This is a genomic window from Streptomyces sp. NEAU-174 (genome assembly GCF_052665095.1).
Genome location: NZ_JBQTCE010000005.1, coordinates 189,487 through 208,108 on the forward strand (window position 1 = coordinate 189,487; position 18,622 = coordinate 208,108).

An 18,622-nucleotide genomic window follows, 5' to 3' on the forward strand; every position below is an offset into this window, starting at 1 on the left:
ACGGTTGAGGGGCGGTCGCCCGTCGGCGACCGCCCCTCAACAGCTCATCCGTGAATTCTCAGTGGCCCTGCTCATCACGGCGCCGCTGCCACCGCTCCTCGATGCGTGTCATCATCGAGCGGCGCTGACGGCCCTGACGGCGGGGAGCCGCCCCACCGCCACGCTGCGCCTCGCCGGGTTTGGGAGCCTTGCGCCACCCGGTCACCGCGAGCACCGCGCATCCCAGCATGATCAGGAAGCCCACCACGCTGATCCAGATCTGGGGAACGATCACCCCGACCATGAGGAGTGCGATGCCCACCAGAAAACCCGCGACCGCCTGGTAGACCCGTCGCCGGGTGTACGTTCGCAGGCCGCTTCCCTCAAGCGCTGTCGCGAACTTGGGATCTTCGGCGTACAGCGCTCGCTCCATTTGCTCGAGCATGCGCTGCTCGTGCTCCGAGAGCGGCACGGAGTCCTCCTACTCGTCGGTCGCGGGGGGCGACCGGGTGCGACCCTTTCAGGATAGGCAGGGAATCGCCCCCGTGAAACCCGCCCCTCAACGCCAATTCGCCCACCCCTTCGGGTGTGGCGAAAGTTGACGCTGAGACGTCCATTCCCCTCCCGCCGATTGGCCATGCCGGACGGTGTACCCCGATCATACGGCGCCGGGCGTCCGATCGGGCCTCCTGTGGCCGACTCCACCTGCGCCGCCCGTCGTCGGATGGGGCGGGAGGAGTGCGCTAAGCGCTCCGCGGGAAGTGCCGCGAAATGCCGTCGTGCGTCTGCGGCCGCATCGGGGCTGGTCGCGCAGTTCCCCGCGCCCCTTCGGGGCGCTGCCCGAGCCGTAGCGGACTTCCTGCGACCTGCTTAGTCCCGCTCGGCGAGGACGTGCAGCTGAGTGGCGACGGAGCGGAAGGCGGGCAGCTCGGCGGCGGCCTCCTCCAGCTGCAACAGGGCGTCCAGCGCCCCGGGCTCGGTGTCCACGAGCACCCCGGGGACAAGATCGGCGAAGACCCGTACCCCGTGCACCGCGGCGATCTCCAGACCGGCCGCGCGCACCAGCCCGGACAGCTGGTCCTCGGTGAAGCGGCGCGGCATCGCATCCCCGGAGCCCCAGCGGCCCTCCGGATCAGTAAGCGCTTGCCGGGCCTCGGTGAAATGACCGGCCAGGGCACGGGCCAGTACGGCGCCGCCCAGGGCCGCGGCGAGCACGCTGAGGGTCCCGGCCGGGCGCAGGGCCGCCGCCGCGTTCCGCAGGCCCTCGGCGGGGTCGTCGACGTACTCCAGGACGCCATGGCAGAGCACCACGTCGTAGCCGCCGCGCTCGACCACGTCGAACAGTCCGTGGGCGTCTCCCTGGACCCCGCGCACCCGGTCGGCGACCCCGGCCTCGGCGGCCCGCCGCTCCAGCGCGAACAGCGCGTTCGGACTCGGGTCGACCACGGTGACGCGGTGGCCGAGGCGGGCCACGGGAACGGCGAAATTGCCGCTGCCGCCGCCGGTGTCCAGGACGTCCAGCGCGCCGTGCACGGCCTCGCCCCCGGCGGGCTCCCGGCCCGTGGCCTTGGCCCGCCGTTCCAGGGCGTCCTTCAGGACCTCCCAGACCACGGCGGTACGGAGGGACGCACGGGGGCGCTGCGGGTCTGACACGGCGGGTGGCTCCTCGGCGCGGTGCCGCCACCGCCCGGAGGTGGTGACGACGGCTTGCTGAACGTCGGTGCTCCCAGCCTATTGCCTCCGTGGGGCGGGCCGCGCCGAGGCGGCCGGCGCACCGGCGCCACGCGCTACCGGACCGGCGCCACGCGGACACCGGGCCGCTCCCGGCGGACGCCGGACGACCCCCGCACGGATACAGGGGCAGCCCCGCGCCGATACCGGGCCGTCCCTCAGGCCCCCGGCGGGCCCGGCTCGTCGTCCGGCCTCTGGTGGGGCAGGGCGGGCTGCAACATCAGCATGCGCTCCACCAGGCGCAGGAACATCGCGGTGGCGCGCAGCAGATCGTCCGCGTCCCGTGGGCTCGCGGCGCCCTGTATCCCCGCCTCGGCGCGGGCCCGGCGCTCGGCGCCGGAGGCGAACAGGGCGCTCCACTCGGTCAGTTCGGGAGCGACCTCGGGCAGCACCTCCCAGGCGCTGCGGATCCGGGCGCGGCGGCGCGCGGTGGGCTCGGGGCGGCCGCGCACGGCGAGCACGGCGGCGGCCGTGCGCAGTGCGGCCAGATGCGCGGTCGCAAAGCGCTCGTTGGGGGTCTCGAGCTCGGCGGCCTCCTCCAGGCCCTCATGGGCCTGGGTGAGCAGGGCCGCGGCGGCGGGCGGGGCGGACGCGCGGCGCAGCACGGGGTGGACATCGCTCGCGGGGCCGGTCAACGAGGGGGCAGGGGCGGCGGCACGGTGCCGGCGCGCTGCGGCGGTACTGGCCATGACGAACCTCCTGTCGTCGCGTGGCGGCCGCTCATGTGGTAAAGCGATCGCCGTATGGGGCCATCGTGGGGCACACCACTGACAATCGGCCCTGACCAGCGCGAACGCCCCCGGTGCCACACCTCCCTCGACCATGCCCCATACTGGTTTTTGCACTGACCAGTCAGTTCAAAAATCAAGGAAGTGATCTGTGTGGGGGGCACCCCAGAAGCGGGGACCGGAGCAGCGGTGACGGCCGAGGGGCTCGGCGTCAGGGGATCGCACGGCTGGGCGTTCCGCGGTGCCGGCATCGCCGCCGATCCGGGTGCGCTGATCGCCGTCGAGGGCCCGTCCGGCTCGGGCCGCACCTCCCTGCTGCTCACGCTCACCGGCCGGATGCGCCCCACCGAGGGACACGGCCGCGTCGGTGGCTTCCGGGTTCCCCAACAGATGGCGCGCATACGCCGGATCAGCGCGCTCGCGCATGTGCCGGGCGTCACCGAGCTCGACCCGGTGCTCACGGTCGCCGAGCATCTGCGCGAGCGGGCCCTGCTGCGACGCCGGTTCGCCGACTCCCCGCGCGGGCTGCTGCGCCCGCGCCGGGATCGGGCCGCCGCGTCCCGGGCCGCGATCGACGCCGCCCTCACGGCCGCCGGGCTGGACCTCGACACGCTGCCCAAGGGGCCGCGTACGGCCGTACGGGACCTGGAGCGGCTGGAGGCGCTGCGGCTGTCGATCGCGCTCGCGCTCATCGCCCGGCCGCGGCTGCTGGCCGTCGACGACGCCGACCTGAAGCTCTCGGACGCCGACCGTGACCGCGCCTGGGCGCTGTTGCGGGAGATCGCGGCGGACGGCACCACGGTCCTCGCGGTGTGCAGCCAGGCCCCGCCCGGCGCGGTCGTGGTCCGCACCGCGCGCACCGGCGCCGCCGAGAGCGGCGAGAAGGCCCGGGAGACCCGGAAGGCCGACGCGCCCGCCGCCGACCGACACGAACACGACGAGAACGAGGAGGGGTCGGCGGATGCGCTCGCCGAAACTCGCCGCGCTTGAGCTGAAGCGGTTCGGAAGGGGCAAGCTGCCGCGCGCGGCGCTCGCCGCCCTGCTCCTGCTGCCGCTGCTCTACGGCGCGCTGTACCTGTGGTCCTTCTGGGATCCGTACGGCAAGCTGAACAAGATCCCAGTCGCCCTCGTCAACTCGGACACCGGCGCCACCGTGAAGGGCAAGCACCTCACCGCGGGCGACGACATCACCGACAAGCTGCTCCACAGCGAGACCTTCGACTGGCACCCCACGAGCGCCGCCGAGGCCCGTAAGGGCGTCGCGAACGGCACGTACTACCTCTCGCTGACCGTCCCCTCGGACTTCAGCCGGCAGATCGCCTCCAGCTCGGGGAAGTCCCCGGAGACCGGCGCCCTCAAGGTGCGCACCAACGACGCCAACAACTACATCGTCGGCCAGATCTCCCGCTCGGTCTTCTCCGAGGTGCGCGCCGCGGCCTCCACCAAGGCGTCCCGCGGCTTCTACGACAACATCTTCATCTCCTTCGCCGACATCCACGGCGAGACGGAGAAGGCCGCCAAGAGCGCCGACAAGCTCGGTAAGGGCATCGGCAAGGCCAAGAAGGGCGCGGACGACCTCGCCAAGGGCCTGGCCAAGGCCAAGGAGGGCAGCCGCGATCTGAAGTCCGGGCTCGGCACGCTCTACAAGGGCTCCGGGACGCTCGAGACCGGCGCGGGAGGGGTCGCCGACGGCACCCAGTCCCTGTCCGACAAGGTCAACGACGTGGCGGCCAAGGTCCGCCCGTTCCTCAAGGAGCACGGCAAGGAGATCGGGGACATCTCCCAACTGGTGGCCGACGCCTCCCAGAAGGCGTCCGACAACCTCGACACCCTGCCCGAGAAGACCTCCACGGCGGCCACCAAGGCCCGTAAGGCGTCCGACGACCTCGCCGCCGACTACCGGACCCGCTGCGAGGGTGCGGTGCCCACCGACCCGGACTGCCCCGCGCTGAAGAAGTCGGTGGCGGCGGCCGGCACCGCCGCCGATGTGGCAGAGGACGTCAACAAGCTGGTCCAGGACCACACCGGCCAACTCGACACCCTCGGCGGCCATCTGGACGATCTGCACGACCAGGCGCTCTGGCTCGCGCGGAAGGCCCCGCATCTGGACACCGACCTCGACTCCGCCGTACGGAAGATCAACACCCTCAACTCCGGGGCGCAGAAGGTCGCCAAGGGCGCCGGAACCCTGCACACCGGGCTGAGCACCGCCAAGACCGGCGCCTCCGACCTCGACAGTGGCGTCGGTAAGGCGCGCGGCGGCGCGGACACCCTGGGCGGCGGGATGTACCGGCTCGTGGACGGCTCCGGGAAGCTCTCCGGCGGTCTGCACGACGGCGCGGGCAAGATCCCCGACTACGGCAAGCAGGACCGGGACGCCCGTACGGAGGTGATGTCGGATCCGGTGCGGCTGGTCAACCAGGCGCTGCACAAGGCGCCCAACTACGGCACGGGCTTCGCCCCGTACTTCATCCCGCTCTCCCTGTGGGTCGGCGCGATGGTGGCCTACATGCTGATCCAGCCGCTCAACGGGCGCGCGCTGGCGGCGGGCGCGTCCTCCTGGCGGATCGCGTTCGCGGGCTGGCTGCCGGTCGCCGCGATCGGTGTGCTCCAGACGCTGGCGCTGATGGCGGTGTTGCACTGGGCGATCGGCCTCGAGATGGTGCGGGCCGCGGGCACGCTCGGCTTCCTGATGCTGGTGACGGCCTGTTTCGCGGCGATCGTGCAGTGGCTGAACGCCCGCTTCGGACCGGCCGGCCGGATCCTGGTGCTGGCCCTGCTGATGCTCCAGCTGACCTCGGCGGGCGGCACCTATCCGGTGCAGACCAGTCCGCGCTTCTTCAACGCCATCCACCCCTTCCTGCCGATGACCTACGTGGTGGACGGGTTGCGCCGGCTGATCACCGGCGGCGGGCTCGGCCCGGTGTGGCTGGCCTGCGGAGTGCTCCTCGGATTCACCGCGGCCGCCCTGGCGCTCACCGCGTGGTCGGCGCGGCGCCGACAGGTGTGGACGGTGGACCGGCTGCACCCGGAACTGAGCCTGTGAGCGGGATAACATCGACAACGGGCAGAATCGGCGCCATGGACAGCAGCAGCACGCGCCGCCAGGCCACCCGGCAGAAACTCTTCGAGGCAGCGGTCACCCTCATCGCCGAACAGGGCTTCTCCTCCACCACGGTGGACGAGATCGCCGAGCGGGCCGGGGTGGCCAAAGGCACGGTCTACTACAACTTCGCCAGCAAGACCGTGCTTTTCGAGGAGCTGCTGCGGCACGGCATCGAGCTGCTGACCGCCTCGCTCCAGACCGCCGCCGACGAGAACGCCGAGCGCGGCGGCAGCCATGTGGACGCGCTGGACGCCATGGTCAGGGCCGGGCTCGACTTCATCTCCCGCTATCCGTCGCTGACCCAGCTGTACGTGGCCGAGCTGTGGCGCACCAACCGCGCCTGGCAGTCCACCTTGATGATGGTCCGGCAGCAGGCCATAGCGGTGATCGAGGCCGAGCTGCGGGCCGGGGTGGCCGCGCACGAGCTCAGCGAGGACATCGACATCCCGCTGACGGCCTCTGCGCTGTTCGGGATGGTGCTGGTGGCGGCGCTGGACTGGCAGTCCTATCAGCCGGAGCGGTCGCTGGAGGATGTGCACGCGGCGCTGTCACGGCTGCTCCAGGGCCGCGTCGGCGGGACCGTGGCCTCGGGGTGAAAGCAGAAGGCGCTGTTCCGGCAGACCGACTTTCGTCGACCTGACCGGAACAGCGCCTCCCCCCGTAGCTCCCCCGTACTTCCCCCGTTGGAGACTCCTGGTCCGGAGACTCCCGGTGACTCCCACCTTTCGTCCGGGCCCGCGCCGTTCCGCCGCCCCGTGCCGGCGGTGCGACGCGTGCCCTTCCGTGTGCTCCACTCTCTCGTCCGCGCAGGTGGCGGCCCATCCGCGCGGCTACTCATCTCCCCGGCTGAGTACGCGTACTCAGCCGTGCGCGCTCGTCCCCAGGCACGGTGACCCGGCTGTCGGTGGGGGCGGATAAAGTCACGGTCATGGCACGGATTGTGGTGATCGGCTCCGGGATGGGCGCCATGGCGGCGGCCGCCCGGCTGGCCGTGGCGGGCCACCGGGTGGTGGTGTACGAGCGCGGGCGCACCCATGGCGGCGGGGTCGGCCGCTTCGAGCGGGACGGCTTCCGCTTCGACACCGGCCCGGGGCTGCTGCATCTGCCCGCCGTCCACCGGGATCTGTTCGTGAAGACCGGCAAGCGGACCCTGGAGCAGAGCGTCGAGCTCGTCCAGGTCGACCCGGCGAGCCGGCACCTCTTCGCCGACGGCACGGACGTCCGGCTGCCCAACGCCTCCCGGGCCGGGGTGCTCCAGGCGCTGGACGGCGCCTTCGGCGCGGGGGCGGGCGAGCGCTGGAGCGATCTGGTCAACCGGGCGCGCGAGGTGTGGGACGCCACCCGCAGGCCGCTCCTGGAGGAGCCGCTGCGCGCCGACTGGCGGGTCCTGGGCCGCGACCCCTATCCGGCCGCCCCCGCGCGGCGCGGCCGGCTCGGCGGCCTGTTCCGCCGGGGCGGCCCCGCCGGGCCGCCCACGCTCGCCGAGGTGGCCAGCCGTGAGCTGGGGGATCCGCGCGTCGCGGCCCTCCTGGAGAGCCATGTGCTGGCGCACGGCCTGGACCCGCGCTCCGCCCCCGCCGCGGCCACCGTGCTGCCTTACATCGAGCAGACGTTCGGCACCTGGTATGTGCGCGGGGGGATGCGGGCGCTCGCCGATGCCCTCCATGAGCGCTGCCGTCAGCGGAAGGTGGAGTTCCACTTCGAGGCCGAGGTCACCGGCATCGTGGAGAAGGACGGCCGTGCGGCGGGAGTGGAGCTGGCCGACGGCAGCGTCACGGAGGCCGACGCGGTGGTCTCGGGCATCGACCCCGCGCTGCTGCCCCCGCTGCTCGGCGGGCAGCGGCCCTGGCGGGAGGGGGATGTGCGGCCGGAGTCCGGCGCCGGCGGCGGCACACCGGGGCGGCTGACCGTCTTTCTGGCGCTGCGCGGCGCCCGCCCCGAGGGCACCGCGCACCGCACCGTGGTCCACGCCCCGGACCGCGACGCGGAGTTGACCGCCGTCTTCGGCGACGGCCAGGGGCTCCGCGAGCCCTGTTCCCACCCCACCGTGACCGTGCTGCGCCCGGACGACCCCGCGGTGCGCCCGGACGCGGAGCACGAGGCCGTCACCCTTACCGCCGTGGTCGCCCCGCACGGCCCGGTGGACTGGACGGACGGCGCGGCGGCGGAGCAGGACGCCCAGCGGCTGATCACGGCCGCCGAGGCGGCGATACCGGAGCTGCGGGGGCGGCTGCTGTGGCATGAGGTCCGCACACCCGCCGACACCGCGGCGGAGACGGGCGCCCGGGGCGGCGGCGTTCCGGCCCCGGTGCTCGCCGGGGCGGACGGCGCGTTTTTGCGGCCCGCCAATGCCACCCGGATGCCGGGCCTTTATCTGGCGGGCGGCTGGGCCCATCCGGGCGGCGGGCTCGCCCACGCCGGGATGTCGGGCGCGCTGGTGGCCGGGCTGATCGTCGAGGGCGGGGACTGGCGCGGCTCTCAGTAGCGGCTCCCAGTAGCGCGGGCCCCGAAACGCGCGGGTGGGTGCCGCTCCCGGGAGCGGCACCCACCCGTCGGCGAAGCTCAGTAGCGGTACTGCTCGTCGAAGCCCTGGGGATAGCCCTGGTGCTGACCCTGGTTCTGGCCCTGGTGCTGCTGCTGGTACGGGTACGCCTGCTGGTCCGCCGGGGGCGCCTCGTCGCCCTCGCGCTGCTGCGGCACCCAGGGCCCGCCGGACTGCATCACGTCGTACGCCGGGTCCGGCGAGGCGTAGCCAGCCTCGGCCGCCCAGTGGTCGCCGCCGCCGTAGGTCGCGGCGTACGGATCCTGCTGGCCGTAGGCCGCGTACTGGTCGGCGTACTGCTGCTGGCCGTACGCCTGCTGGTCGTAACCCTGCTGGTCGTAGGGCTGGGCCTGGGGCTGGGCGCCGCCGTACGGGTCCTGCCCGTAGGCCGCGTACGCCTCGTTCCCATAGCCGTACTGCCCGGCCTGGCCCATCTGGTCCGCGTAGACGTCCTGGCCGTAGCCGTGGCCCTGCCCCTGGCTGTGGTCCTGCTGCGCCCCGTAGCCGCCGTACGTCTCGTACGCGCTGTAGCCGTCCGCCGCCGCCTCGCTGTACGCGCCCGAGGCCGGGGTGAAGGGCGACGGCTCCTCGTAGACGCCGTACTCACCGGTGTCGTCGGGCATCGGCTGCGGCTGGTAGGTGGGCGGCTCCGGCTGCGCCGCCGGGACCGCCTCCAGGTCGGAGACCTCCAGGATCGGCTCCTTGTCCGCGTCGTCCGGCCGGATGCTCTTCCCCTCGCGCCCCAGCAGCCCCGGCAGCCCGCCGCGCAGCGCCCAGCCCGCCGCGAAACCGCGCCGGAAGGAGAGCGTCACATACGTCTGGCCGATGGCGAAGGCGATCGCGCCCACCCCGATCACCGGAACGGACGGGATCAGCACACCGACGACCACGCCCAGGAAGCCGACGAAGGCCAGCAGCCGCCAGCGGAGCCGCGCCTTGTACTGCAAGAGGACCTCTCCGAGCAGCCACAGCGCGACGACGCCGAAAGCGATGTAGAGGACCGTCCAGCCCATGCCCGCCCCTCTCAATGCGGCCGCCCGTCGGCTGCCGTCATCAGGACCGCTGATGCAGTCCCAGATTCTCGTAGATTTCCAGCGTCGCCGTGGAGTGGTTCAGGGTAATGAAGTGCAGCCCGGGGATCTCCTCGGCCATCAACCGCGCGCACAGCTTCGTGGCGTAGTCGATCCCGATCGAGCGTACAGCCGCCGGGTCGTCCTTCACCGCCAGGATCCGCTCAGCCAGTTCGGGCGGGAACGCCGCGTTGCTGAGCTGCGCGAACCGCTCGATCTGCTTGACGTTCGTGACCGGCATGATCTCAGGGATGATGGGTGTCGTACAGCCCGCTGCCGCGACCCGGTCGCGCAGCCGCAGATAGTCCTCGGGGTAGAAGAACATCTGCGTGATGGCGAAGTCGGCACCCGCGCGGCACTTGTCGATGAAGTGACGGATGTCGGTGTCCCAGTCCGTCGAGCGCGGGTGCATCTCGGGGAACGCGGCCACGCCGACGCAGAAGTCTCCGGACTCCTTGATCAACTGGACCAGATCGGCGGCGTAGGCGAGACCGTCGGGGTGCTGGACCCACTCCCCCAGGGGATCGCCCGGCGGGTCGCCGCGCAGGGCGAGCATGTTCCGGATCCCGGCGCCGGCGTACTGCCCGATGATGTTGCGCAGTTCGGCCCGGGAGTGGTTGACGGCGGTCAGATGGGCGACGGGGGTGAGCGTGGTGTCCGTCGCGATGCGCTCGGTGGCACGCACGGTGCCCTCGCGGGAGGAACCGCCGGCTCCGTAGGTCACGGAGACGAAGGTGGGCGAGACGGCTTCCAGCCTGCGGATGGCGTTCCACAGCGTCTGCTCGCCCTTCGCCGTTTTGGGGGCGAAGAATTCGAAGGAATACGACTGCTCGCCCGACGCGAGAAGATCGCGCACGGTCTGGGCGCGATCGGTCCTGGTGGAAGCGGTGCCTAGGGCCATATGTGCAGGCTATCCACCCGGCCCGGCTACGCCCACCCGACCTCGGAGATATGGGGGTTTTGCCAGCTTCCTGTCCGCAGTGCGGACAGATCCGTACGCCTTCGACCGGCGGACGGGCCGGGCCGGATGAAAGGTGGGTGAATCCCAGGTGAAGAGCCGGGCCGGGTCGTGGGGCGGTTGCCACGACGGCGCCGCGGTCGACCGACGACGCATCGCGACACTTCCGGCGGAGCGCTTGGTCAGGCCGCCGCGCGGACCCGCTTCGCCAGCTCCGCCGTGGCCCCCGCCGGGTCGTCGGCGGCCGTGATGGCCCGGACCACGACGATGCGGCGGGCGCCCGCCTCCAGGACCTGATCCAGGTTGGAGGCGTCGATTCCGCCGATGGCGAACCACGGCCGCTCCGTGCCCAGCGCGGCGGCGTAGCGCACCAGGGACAGCCCCGGGGCGGGGCGGCCCGGCTTGGTGGGGGTGGGCCAGCAGGGGCCCGTGCAGAAATAGTCCACACCGGGCTGGACGGCAGCCGCGTCCACCTCCGCCTCCGCATGGGTGGAGCGCCCGATCAGTACGTCCTGGCCGAGGATCGCGCGGGCCGCGGGCACCGGCAGATCGCCCTGGCCCAGATGGAGCACGTCCGAGCCGATGGCATGCGCGACATCGGCCCGGTCGTTGACGGCCAGCAGCTTGCCGTGCCGGCGGCAGGCGTCCGCGAAGACCTGGAGGTGCTCCAGCTCCTCGGCCGCCTCCATCTGCTTCTCCCGCAGCTGGACGATGTCCACCCCCGCCCCCAGGACGGCGTCCAGGAACTCCGGCAGATCGCCCTGGCCCTTCCGCGCGTCGGTGCACAGGTAGAGACGGGCATCGGCCAGCCGCTCGCGAGCGGTGGTGGGCATGGGTTCCCCCCGGAGGGTCGGACGGCGTACGGGCCGAGCGTGGAGCCCGGCCCGTACGCCAGATGTGATCAGGGGCGATCAGGTGTGATCAGGGGCGATGGCGATAGCGGAAGCGCGCGGCCCGCGCGAAAACGACCAGCCCTGTACAGGCCCCGTACGGGCTGGGTACGAGCCCGTACGGAAGGCTGTGGAAGGCCGCGGAAGGCCGCGGAGGCTGGGCGGTGGCGGCGTCAGGGTGACGCCGTCAGACGGCGAGGGCCTGAGCGCGCCGCTTCACTTCCGTGCCGCGATTCTCGCTCAGCGCCCGTGCCGGGGTGCCGGGCAGGCTCGGGTCGGGGGTGAAGAGCCACTCCAGCATCTCTTCGTCACTGAAGCCGTCGTCCTTCAGCAGCGTCAAGGTCCCCACGAGGCCCTTGACGACCTTTCCGTCACCGATGAACTCCTCGGGGACCTGAAGGACCCTGTTCTCGCCACGGCGCACGGCGATCAGCTGGCCCTCCTTGACCAGCTGCCGGACGCGCGTCACCTCGACCCCCAGTCGCTCGGCGACATCGGGGAGGGTGAGCCAGGCGGGGACGAGAGCATCGATCTTTGCGTCAATCTCGGTCACGGAACAAGCCTGCCATCTGGGACTGACAGTGGGTAGCCGGGCGTCCGCCGCGCGGGCCGCCCGCCACGCCCCCGGGCGCGTCGGCCGGTGGCCGACCGGCGGTCGGCCCGCCGGTCAGAGGACGGCCGACTTCAGCGGCACCGAGGGATCCTCGGCCCGCGTCCGGTCCAGCCGGGCGCCGCGCTCGATCAGCTTGCGCCCCTGGGCCAGATCGCGCGGACGGCCGACGGCCAGCAGGGCGACCAGGGCGCCCTCGCGCAGCCAGCACACCGACCAGGCAGCGCCCGCCGGATCGCCGCGCCAGACCAGCTCGTCGGCCTCCGAGTGGTGCCCGGCGTACTGCACGAAGCGCCCGAACTGCTCGGACCAGAAGTACGGCACCGGGTCGTAGACCACACCGGGGAAGTGGGCCGCCGTCCGGCTCCCCACCACGTTGGCGGCGACGGTGCGCGGGCCCTGGAGCGCGTTGTCCCAGTGGTGCACCAGCAGTCGCGTTCCGTAGCGGGCGGACGGGAAGGAGGCGCAGTCGCCGACCGCGTAGACGTCCGGCGCGGAGGTGCGCAGCCGGTCGTCGGCGGCGACGGAGCGGTCCTCGGCCAGCTCCACGCCCGAGCCCGCGAGCCAGACCGTGGTGGGCCTGGCCCCGATCCCGACGACCACCGCGCCCGCGCGCAGCCGGGTGCCGTCGCCGAGCAGCAGCCCGCTCTCGTCGACCGAGGCCACTCGGGCGCCGGTGACCAGCCGGGCGCCGTAGTCCTCGTACCAGGCCGCCATGGGGGCCGCGACCTCGGCCGGGAGCGCGCCCGCCAGCGGCCGGTCGGCGGCCTCGACGACAGTCACGGCGCAGCCCGCCTCGCGTGCCGCGGTGGCGAACTCCGCGCCGATCCAGCCCGCCCCCACGACCGCGATCTCGCGCTGCCGGGCGAGCACCGGGCGCAGCCGCTCGGCGTCGTCCAGCGTGCGCAGCAGATGGACGCCGGGCTCTCCTTCGCTGCCCGGCAGCGGGATCGGCTCGGCGCCGGTGGCGATCACCAGGATGTCGTACGGGAGCTGGCCGGTCGCGGTCTCGACGAGCCGCTTGTCCGGGCGCAGGCCGGTGACCTCGACGCCGAGCCGCAGGCCGATGCCGAGCCCGACGAAGTCCACGTCGAGCGTCGAGCCCTCGGCCTTTCCGAGCAGTACGGCCTTGGACAGCGGGGGGCGGTCGTAGGGCTGGTGGGGCTCCGCGCCCAGCAGGACGATCTCCCCGGTCCAGCCGTGTTCGCGCAGCGCGACGGCGGTTTGTACGCCCGCCATGCCCGCGCCGACGATCACCACGCGCTGTCCGGGGCCGTTCGAGGACGGCTTCGTCGTCGTCTCATCGCTCACACGATCACTGTATTGCGGCTGGTGGGGCGGACTGGAGAGCGGCTTGCGAGAGGTCGGACACAGAGTGGGGGGCGGAGGGGGGTGGGTGGGGGCGCGGGGCTGGGCGGGGTGCGGGTTGTGGGCGCCTCCGGCGGTGAGCCCCCACCCCGCCCCTCCCCGAAACGACGGGGCTCCGCCCCCTCGCCCCCCACCGGGGCTCCGCCCCGGACCCCGCTCCTCAAACGCCGGAGGGGCTGGGAGTGCGGGGGCTCCCCCCGAACCCGCTCCTCAAGCGCCGGAGGGGCTGCGGGTGCGGGGCGCTGGGGCTGTGGGGGCTCCGCCGCCCGGGCACGGTCCTCAAGGTCCCCCAGCTGGCGCTGGGGGTGCCCGCTGGAGGGGGTGGGGGCGGCTGGTCTTTCGGGGGGTTCGGGGCGCGTACTAGGGTGGCGGGGCAGAGCACTCGCGGGAGCCCGGGCGGACCGGGCTGAGAGGGAGGCTGGAACGGCCTCCGACCGTACGAACCTGATCCGGGTCATGCCGGCGAAGGGAGGGGCAGCGTGTCCACGCACGCACCAGGTCTCGACGACGGACCTCATACCTCGGGCGGGCCGCCAACCGGCGGACGTTACGACGCCCTCGTCATCGGGGGCGGCATCATCGGGCTGGTCACCGCCTGGCGGGCGGCTCAGCGCGGGCTGCGTACCGCGCTCGTCGACCCGGCGCCCGGCGGCGGAGCCGCCTGGGTCGCGGCCGGGATGCTGGCGGCCGTCACCGAGCTGCACTACGGCGAGCAGACCCTGCTCGGCCTCAACATGGCCTCCGCGCGCCGCTATCCGGACTTCGTGGCGGAGCTGGAGGAGGCCGGCGGCCATGACGTGGGCCACCGGGTGAGCGGCACGCTCGCCGTCGCGTTCGACGCCGACGACCGCGCCCATCTGCGCGAACTCCACACCTTCCAGCAGGGGCTCGGGCTGGAGTCCGAGTGGCTGACGGGGCGTGAATGCCGCCGTCTGGAACCGATGCTCTCGCCGGGCGTACACGGCGGGCTGCGTGTCGCCGGTGACCACCAGGTGGATCCGCGGCGGCTGACGGCGGCCCTGCTCACCGCGTGCGAGCGGGCCGGGGTCGCCTTCCACCGCCACCGCGCGGAGCGGCTGCTGCTGGACGGCGACCGCGCCACCGGGGTCGAGCTCACTGGGGGTACGCGCCTGGCCGCCGAGCGGACCGTACTGGCCGCGGGCAGCCTCAGCGGACGGCTCGCGGGCGTTCCTGAGGACGTCCTGCCGCCCGTACGGCCCGTCAAGGGGCAGGTGGTGCGGCTGTCGGTGCCCGAGCGGTACGCGCCGTTCCTCTCCCGGACCGTACGGGCCGTGGTGCGCGGCGGGCCGGTCTACCTGGTGCCGCGCGAGAACGGCGAGCTGGTCATCGGCGCGACCAGCGAGGAGCTGGGCTGGGACACCACGGTCACCGCGGGCGGGGTGTACGAACTGCTGCGGGACGCCCATGAGGTGGTGCCCGGCATCACCGAACTGCCGCTGGTGGAGACGTCCGCCGGACTGCGCCCCGGCTCCCCCGACAACGCCCCGATGCTCGGCCCGACCGCGCTGCCCGGGCTGTTGCTGGCCACCGGCCACTTCCGCAACGGTGTGCTCCTCACCCCGATCACCGGCGATGTCATGGCCGAGGCCCTCACCAGCGGAGAACTCCCCCCGGAGGCCCGGCCGTTCAGCCCGCGGCGCTTCGCGGCTCCCCCGGCGGCGTCCTCTCCCGGCGCCCCCGGCGCCGCGCACTCCCCAGCACAGGAGCAGCACACATGACCGTCTCCGTCAACGGCGAGCCTCGCGAGGTGCCCGAGGGCACCACGCTCGACCGGCTCGTCGCGACCCTCACCCAGGCGCCCTCGGGTGTCGCCGCCGCCGTCAACGAGACGGTTGTCCCGCGCACCCAGTGGTCCGCGACCTCGCTCGGCGACGGTGATCGCGTCGAGGTCCTCACCGCGGTCCAAGGAGGCTGATCCCACCTATGGCTCCCACTACGACCACCACGACGACCACCACGGCCACCACAGCCGTCACTGCCACCCCCGACGCCACGACGGCCCACGGCGCCGCCGACCGCGCCTCGCTCACCGCGTCGGATCCGCTCACCATCGCCGGGACCGACTTCGGCTCCCGGCTGATCATGGGCACTGGCGGCGCGCCCAGCCTGGAGATCCTGGAGCGCTCGCTGCTGGCCTCGGGCACCGAGCTGACGACCGTCGCGATGCGGCGGCTCGACCCGACGGTGCAGGGGTCCGTGCTCTCCGTGCTCAACCGGCACGGGATCCGCCCGCTGCCCAACACCGCCGGGTGTTTCACCGCCGGTGAGGCCGTGCTCACCGCCCGCCTCGCCCGGGAGGCGCTGGGCACGGACTGGGTGAAGCTGGAGGTGGTCGCCGATGAGCGCACCCTGCTCCCCGATCCGATCGAGCTGCTGGACGCCGCCGAGACCCTGGTGGACGACGGGTTCACGGTCCTGCCGTACACCAACGACGATCCGATCCTGGCCCGGAAGCTGGAGGACGTCGGCTGCGCCGCGATCATGCCGCTCGGCTCCCCGATCGGCTCCGGGCTCGGCATCCGCAATCCGCACAACTTCCAGCTGATCACCGAGCGCGCCACCGTGCCGGTGATCCTGGACGCGGGCGCGGGCACGGCGTCGGACGCCGCGCTGGCCATGGAGCTGGGGTGCGCGGCGGTGATGCTGGCCTCGGCCGTCACCCGGGCCCAGGAGCCGGAGCTGATGGCGGGGGCGATGCGGTACGCGGTCGAGGCGGGCCGGCTGGCCCATCGGGCGGGCCGGATCCCGCGCCGCCACTTCGCCGAGGCGTCGAGCCCGGCCGAGGGCTTGGCCGCCCTGGATCCCGAGCGCCCGGCCTTCGGCTGAGCGCTCCGCTGGAAGTGTCACGATGCGTCGCCGGCCGACCGCGGCGCCGTCGTGGCTGGTCGCGCCCCCGCGCGGCGGAGCCGCACATCGACACAGCCCCGCGCCCCTTCGGGGCGCTGCCCGAACCGTGGCCCTCGGCCGCCCATGTCCGGGCCCCCGTGGGGCCCTACCGTGGAGGGAGGGAGCAGCCCACAGCCGGAGGTGGTCGCCGTGACCGTGACCGTGGACGACCGGATCGAGCGCGAGGTGTACGTACCGGCGCCGATCGACCGGGTGTGGCGGGTGCTGACCACGCCCGAGCACATCCGCGCCTGGTACGCCCCCGGCGGCTGCGAGATCGATCCGCACCCCGGCGGGCGGCTCCGGTTCCGCTGGGACGAGCACGGAGAGTTCCACGGCATGGTCGAGCGGGCGGTTCCGGACGCCCTCTTCCGCTTCCGGCTGGCCCTGGAGCCCGATCACGCCCCCTCGGACCCCGGCGAAGCCACGCTCGTGGAGTTCGCGCTCTCGCCCGAGGGGCCGGGCACCCGGCTGCGGTTCGCGGAGAGCGGTATCCGCGCCCTGGCCGTCCCCGACGACGCCAAGGCCAAGCACGCCGAGTACGCCACGCTGTCCTGGACCTCCGCGCTGGAGGAGCTGGCCGCGATCGCCGCCGCGTCGCACAACTGACCCGCCGGTGTCACCGTTCCGCTGCAAGTACGCGCCCCACCTGGGGCGGCCGGTCCTGGCCGATATCGGCGCCTCGTAGACTTCCCCCGTGGATACGACCCTCCAGGACCCCCTCGTCGGGCAGGAGCTCGACGGCCGCTACCGCATCGACGCGCGGATCGCCGTTGGCGGGATGGCGACGGTCTACCGGGCCGTCGACACCCGGCTGGACCGCGTGCTCGCGCTGAAGGTGATGCATCAGAGCCTCGCCTCGGACGCCGCCTTCGTCGAGCGCTTCATCCGGGAGGCGAAGTCCGTCGCGAGACTCGCGCACGCCAATGTGGTCGCCGTCTACGACCAGGGAGCGGACGGCGGCCATGTCTATCTGGCCATGGAGTACGTCTCCGGCTGCACCCTGCGCGATGTGCTCCGCGGGCGCGGGGCGCTGCATCCGCGCGCCGCGCTGGACATCCTGGAGCCGGTGCTGGCCGCGCTCGGGGCGGCCCATCGCGCCGGTTTCGTCCACCGGGACATGAAGCCCGAGAACGTGCTGATCGGGGACGACGGCCGGGTCAAGGTCGCCGACTTCGGCCTGGTCCGGGCGGTGGACACCAACACCAGCGCCTCCACGGGCAGCGTCCTCGGCACCGTCTCGTATCTCGCGCCCGAGCAGATCGAGCACGGCACGGCCGACACCCGCGCCGATGTCTACGCCTGTGGTGTGGTGCTGTACGAGATGCTGACCGGCGCCAAGCCGCACGGCGGCAGCACCCCGGCGCAGGTCCTCTACCAGCATCTGAACGAGGACGTCCCGCCGCCCTCCGCCCTCGCGCCCGGGGTTGCCCCGGAGCTGGACGCGCTGGTGGCCTCGGCCACCGCGCGCGCCGTCGAGGCGCGCCCCGCCGACGCCGTCGCGCTGCTGAGCACGGCTCGGGCGGTGCGGGCCGCGCTGACCGACGACCAGCTGGACGCGGTGCCGCCGCAGGCCAAGGAGGACCACTCGGCCGGGTCCGAGAACCGTACGACGGTGATTCCGCGCCCGGCTGCGGCCGTCGACGACCAGGACCAGCTCAACCACACCAGCCGTCTGGAGCTGCCGCCGGAACCGCCCCGGCAGGAGGGGCACCGCCGAGGCGGCGGCGGCCGGGGCCGGTTGCCGCGCCGCGGGATCGTGACGATCGCCGCCGCGGTGGTGCTGGCGATCGCCCTCGGCATCGGGGTCTGGTACATCAGCGTCGGCCAGTTCACCGAGGTCCCGCCGGTGCTGCGGAAGACCCAGGCGGAGGCCGAGAAGAAGCTGCACGGCGCGGGTCTCGATGTGAAGGTCGTCAACGAGTTCAGCGATGTCATCCCCAAGGGGAAGGTCATCGGCTCCAAGCCCGGCCCGGGCGAGCGCGTCCGCGACACCGGCACCGTGACCATCCGGGTCTCCCAGGGCCGCCCGCGGGCCGAGGTGCCCAATGTGGTGGGCATGCCGCTCGCCGAGGCCAAACGGAAGATCGCGGACCAGGGGCTCACGGTCGGCAAGGTCACCGGCCGCTTCAGCAGTGAGACGGCCCAGGGCTCGGTCCTCTCCACCAGCCCGGGCCCCGACTCGGTGCGCCGCCCCGAGACGCCGGTGTCGATCGTGGTCAGCAAGGGCCAGCCGGTCGACGTCCCGGATGTGGTGGGCGATGCGGTCGACGACGCCCGGTCCACGCTGGAGGACGAGGGCTTCAAGGTGAAGATCGCCGAGCGGCAGGTGTTCTCGGAGGAGGACAAGGGCTCGGTCGCCGAGCAGTCCCCGTCGACGGACGACGAGGCCGCCAAGGGCGACACGGTGACGCTGACCATCTCCAAGGGCGTGCAGATGGTCGAGGTGCCGGACGTCACGGGGATGAACGTGGACGACGCCAAGGCGGAGCTGGAGGACGCCGGGTTCGAGGTGGACGTCGAGAAGGCGCTGCTGTTCCCCGGGGACAAGGTGCAGGACCAGTCGGTGGAGGGCGGCGACGAGGCGCCCAAGGGCAGCACGATCACGATCAGGACCAAGGGCGGCGTGTTCTGAGGGCTCGGGGACGGATGGCGGCGGCCGGACGGCCCACGCCATCCGTCCAGCCGCTCATCCGAAGCTCACCCGCCCAGGTCGTTCACCCGAAGCTGACC

17 protein-coding genes and 1 riboswitch are annotated in these 18,622 nt (G+C 73.1%); of the genes, 9 read left to right on the plus strand and 8 right to left on the minus strand.

The window, feature by feature from the left end:
• Positions 1 to 58: 58 nt before the first annotated feature.
• From ACT2CW_RS16515 to ACT2CW_RS16525, 3 genes are all read right to left on the minus strand, one after another.
• Positions 59 to 451 carry a DUF3040 domain-containing protein gene (locus tag ACT2CW_RS16515; RefSeq protein WP_030831620.1) on the minus strand — a complete coding sequence of 131 codons (393 nt, stop codon included), beginning with the start codon at positions 449 to 451 and terminating at the stop codon, positions 59 to 61.
• Positions 452 to 849: 398 nt separating this feature from the next.
• Positions 850 to 1,632 (minus strand): methyltransferase, encoded by a 783-nt coding sequence (locus ACT2CW_RS16520; protein ID WP_164431910.1) that lies wholly within the window; start codon positions 1,630 to 1,632, stop codon positions 850 to 852.
• A gap of 236 nt (positions 1,633 to 1,868) precedes the next feature.
• Positions 1,869 to 2,399 carry an SAV_6107 family HEPN domain-containing protein gene (locus ACT2CW_RS16525; RefSeq protein ID WP_445517109.1) on the minus strand — a complete coding sequence of 177 codons (531 nt, stop codon included), beginning with the start codon at positions 2,397 to 2,399 and terminating at the stop codon, positions 1,869 to 1,871.
• Between the two features lie 192 nt (positions 2,400 to 2,591).
• On the opposite strand from ACT2CW_RS16525, the gene ACT2CW_RS16530 reads away from it, so the two are divergent.
• The 4 genes from ACT2CW_RS16530 to ACT2CW_RS16545 all read left to right on the plus strand — a co-directional run bounded on the left by ACT2CW_RS16530 (position 2,592) and on the right by ACT2CW_RS16545 (position 8,029).
• A complete protein-coding gene (locus ACT2CW_RS16530; protein ID WP_445517110.1) occupies positions 2,592 to 3,428 on the plus strand; it encodes an ATP-binding cassette domain-containing protein in 837 nt (278 codons plus the stop codon).
• Complete coding sequence (locus tag ACT2CW_RS16535) at positions 3,400 to 5,484, plus strand: YhgE/Pip family protein (protein WP_445517111.1); 2,085 nt, start codon at positions 3,400 to 3,402, stop codon at positions 5,482 to 5,484. The genes ACT2CW_RS16530 and ACT2CW_RS16535 overlap by 29 nt, the downstream gene beginning before the upstream one ends.
• 35 nt (positions 5,485 to 5,519) lie before the next feature.
• Positions 5,520 to 6,140: a TetR/AcrR family transcriptional regulator gene (locus ACT2CW_RS16540; protein ID WP_037949028.1), complete on the plus strand. Its 621-nt coding sequence runs from the start codon at positions 5,520 to 5,522 to the stop codon at positions 6,138 to 6,140.
• Positions 6,141 to 6,472: 332 nt separating this feature from the next.
• Complete coding sequence (locus ACT2CW_RS16545; RefSeq protein ID WP_445517112.1) at positions 6,473 to 8,029, plus strand: phytoene desaturase family protein; 1,557 nt, start codon at positions 6,473 to 6,475, stop codon at positions 8,027 to 8,029.
• Positions 8,030 to 8,106: 77 nt separating this feature from the next.
• On the opposite strand, the gene ACT2CW_RS16550 is transcribed toward ACT2CW_RS16545, so the two are convergent.
• From ACT2CW_RS16550 to ACT2CW_RS16570, 5 genes are all read right to left on the minus strand, one after another.
• Complete coding sequence (locus ACT2CW_RS16550; RefSeq protein WP_445517113.1) at positions 8,107 to 9,099, minus strand: hypothetical protein; 993 nt, start codon at positions 9,097 to 9,099, stop codon at positions 8,107 to 8,109.
• A gap of 40 nt (positions 9,100 to 9,139) precedes the next feature.
• Positions 9,140 to 10,057, minus strand: a complete 918-nt coding sequence (metF, locus tag ACT2CW_RS16555; protein WP_445517114.1) for a methylenetetrahydrofolate reductase [NAD(P)H] — start codon at positions 10,055 to 10,057, stop codon at positions 9,140 to 9,142.
• Between the two features lie 239 nt (positions 10,058 to 10,296).
• Positions 10,297 to 10,947, minus strand: coding sequence for a thiamine phosphate synthase (gene thiE, locus ACT2CW_RS16560; RefSeq protein WP_445517115.1), 651 nt, complete (start codon positions 10,945 to 10,947; stop codon positions 10,297 to 10,299).
• Positions 10,948 to 11,191: 244 nt separating this feature from the next.
• Positions 11,192 to 11,557 (minus strand): Rv2175c family DNA-binding protein, encoded by a 366-nt coding sequence (locus tag ACT2CW_RS16565; RefSeq protein WP_037949046.1) that lies wholly within the window; start codon positions 11,555 to 11,557, stop codon positions 11,192 to 11,194.
• Positions 11,558 to 11,671: 114 nt separating this feature from the next.
• Positions 11,672 to 12,853, minus strand: a complete 1,182-nt coding sequence (locus ACT2CW_RS16570) for an NAD(P)/FAD-dependent oxidoreductase (RefSeq protein ID WP_445517365.1) — start codon at positions 12,851 to 12,853, stop codon at positions 11,672 to 11,674.
• A gap of 503 nt (positions 12,854 to 13,356) precedes the next feature.
• A riboswitch (TPP riboswitch) is annotated at positions 13,357 to 13,470 on the plus strand.
• Between the two features lie 75 nt (positions 13,471 to 13,545).
• On the opposite strand from ACT2CW_RS16570, the gene thiO reads away from it, so the two are divergent.
• From thiO to pknB, 5 genes are all read left to right on the plus strand, one after another.
• On the plus strand, positions 13,546 to 14,721 hold the full coding sequence (thiO, locus tag ACT2CW_RS16575) for a glycine oxidase ThiO (RefSeq protein ID WP_445517366.1): 1,176 nt from the start codon (positions 13,546 to 13,548) through the stop codon (positions 14,719 to 14,721).
• Positions 14,718 to 14,918 carry a sulfur carrier protein ThiS gene (gene thiS / locus ACT2CW_RS16580; RefSeq protein WP_020872049.1) on the plus strand — a complete coding sequence of 67 codons (201 nt, stop codon included), beginning with the start codon at positions 14,718 to 14,720 and terminating at the stop codon, positions 14,916 to 14,918. Before thiO ends, thiS begins: the two co-directional genes overlap by 4 nt.
• Before the next feature lie 8 nt (positions 14,919 to 14,926).
• Positions 14,927 to 15,829 carry a thiazole synthase gene (locus ACT2CW_RS16585; RefSeq protein WP_445517116.1) on the plus strand — a complete coding sequence of 301 codons (903 nt, stop codon included), beginning with the start codon at positions 14,927 to 14,929 and terminating at the stop codon, positions 15,827 to 15,829.
• A 210-nt stretch (positions 15,830 to 16,039) separates the two neighbouring features.
• Positions 16,040 to 16,498, plus strand: coding sequence for an SRPBCC domain-containing protein (locus ACT2CW_RS16590; protein WP_086880965.1), 459 nt, complete (start codon positions 16,040 to 16,042; stop codon positions 16,496 to 16,498).
• Between the two features lie 88 nt (positions 16,499 to 16,586).
• On the plus strand, positions 16,587 to 18,524 hold the full coding sequence (gene pknB / locus ACT2CW_RS16595) for a Stk1 family PASTA domain-containing Ser/Thr kinase (protein ID WP_445517117.1): 1,938 nt from the start codon (positions 16,587 to 16,589) through the stop codon (positions 18,522 to 18,524).
• Positions 18,525 to 18,622 lie beyond the last annotated feature (98 nt).

What these genes read in the sequence shown, in the direction of transcription:
- ACT2CW_RS16525 (WP_445517109.1), bottom strand. Translation starts at nt 2,399, where the DNA reads ATGGCCAGTACCGCCGCAGCGCGCCGGCACCGTGCCGCCGCCCCTGCC.
- ACT2CW_RS16535 (WP_445517111.1), top strand. Translation starts at nt 3,400, where the DNA reads ATGCGCTCGCCGAAACTCGCCGCGCTTGAGCTGAAGCGGTTCGGAAGG.
- ACT2CW_RS16540 (WP_037949028.1), top strand. Translation starts at nt 5,520, where the DNA reads ATGGACAGCAGCAGCACGCGCCGCCAGGCCACCCGGCAGAAACTCTTC.
- ACT2CW_RS16545 (WP_445517112.1), top strand. Translation starts at nt 6,473, where the DNA reads ATGGCACGGATTGTGGTGATCGGCTCCGGGATGGGCGCCATGGCGGCG.
- ACT2CW_RS16550 (WP_445517113.1), bottom strand. Translation starts at nt 9,099, where the DNA reads ATGGGCTGGACGGTCCTCTACATCGCTTTCGGCGTCGTCGCGCTGTGG.
- metF (WP_445517114.1), bottom strand. Translation starts at nt 10,057, where the DNA reads ATGGCCCTAGGCACCGCTTCCACCAGGACCGATCGCGCCCAGACCGTG.
- thiE (WP_445517115.1), bottom strand. Translation starts at nt 10,947, where the DNA reads ATGCCCACCACCGCTCGCGAGCGGCTGGCCGATGCCCGTCTCTACCTG.
- ACT2CW_RS16570 (WP_445517365.1), bottom strand. Translation starts at nt 12,853, where the DNA reads ATGGCGGGCGTACAAACCGCCGTCGCGCTGCGCGAACACGGCTGGACC.
- thiS (WP_020872049.1), top strand. Translation starts at nt 14,718, where the DNA reads ATGACCGTCTCCGTCAACGGCGAGCCTCGCGAGGTGCCCGAGGGCACC.
- ACT2CW_RS16585 (WP_445517116.1), top strand. Translation starts at nt 14,927, where the DNA reads ATGGCTCCCACTACGACCACCACGACGACCACCACGGCCACCACAGCC.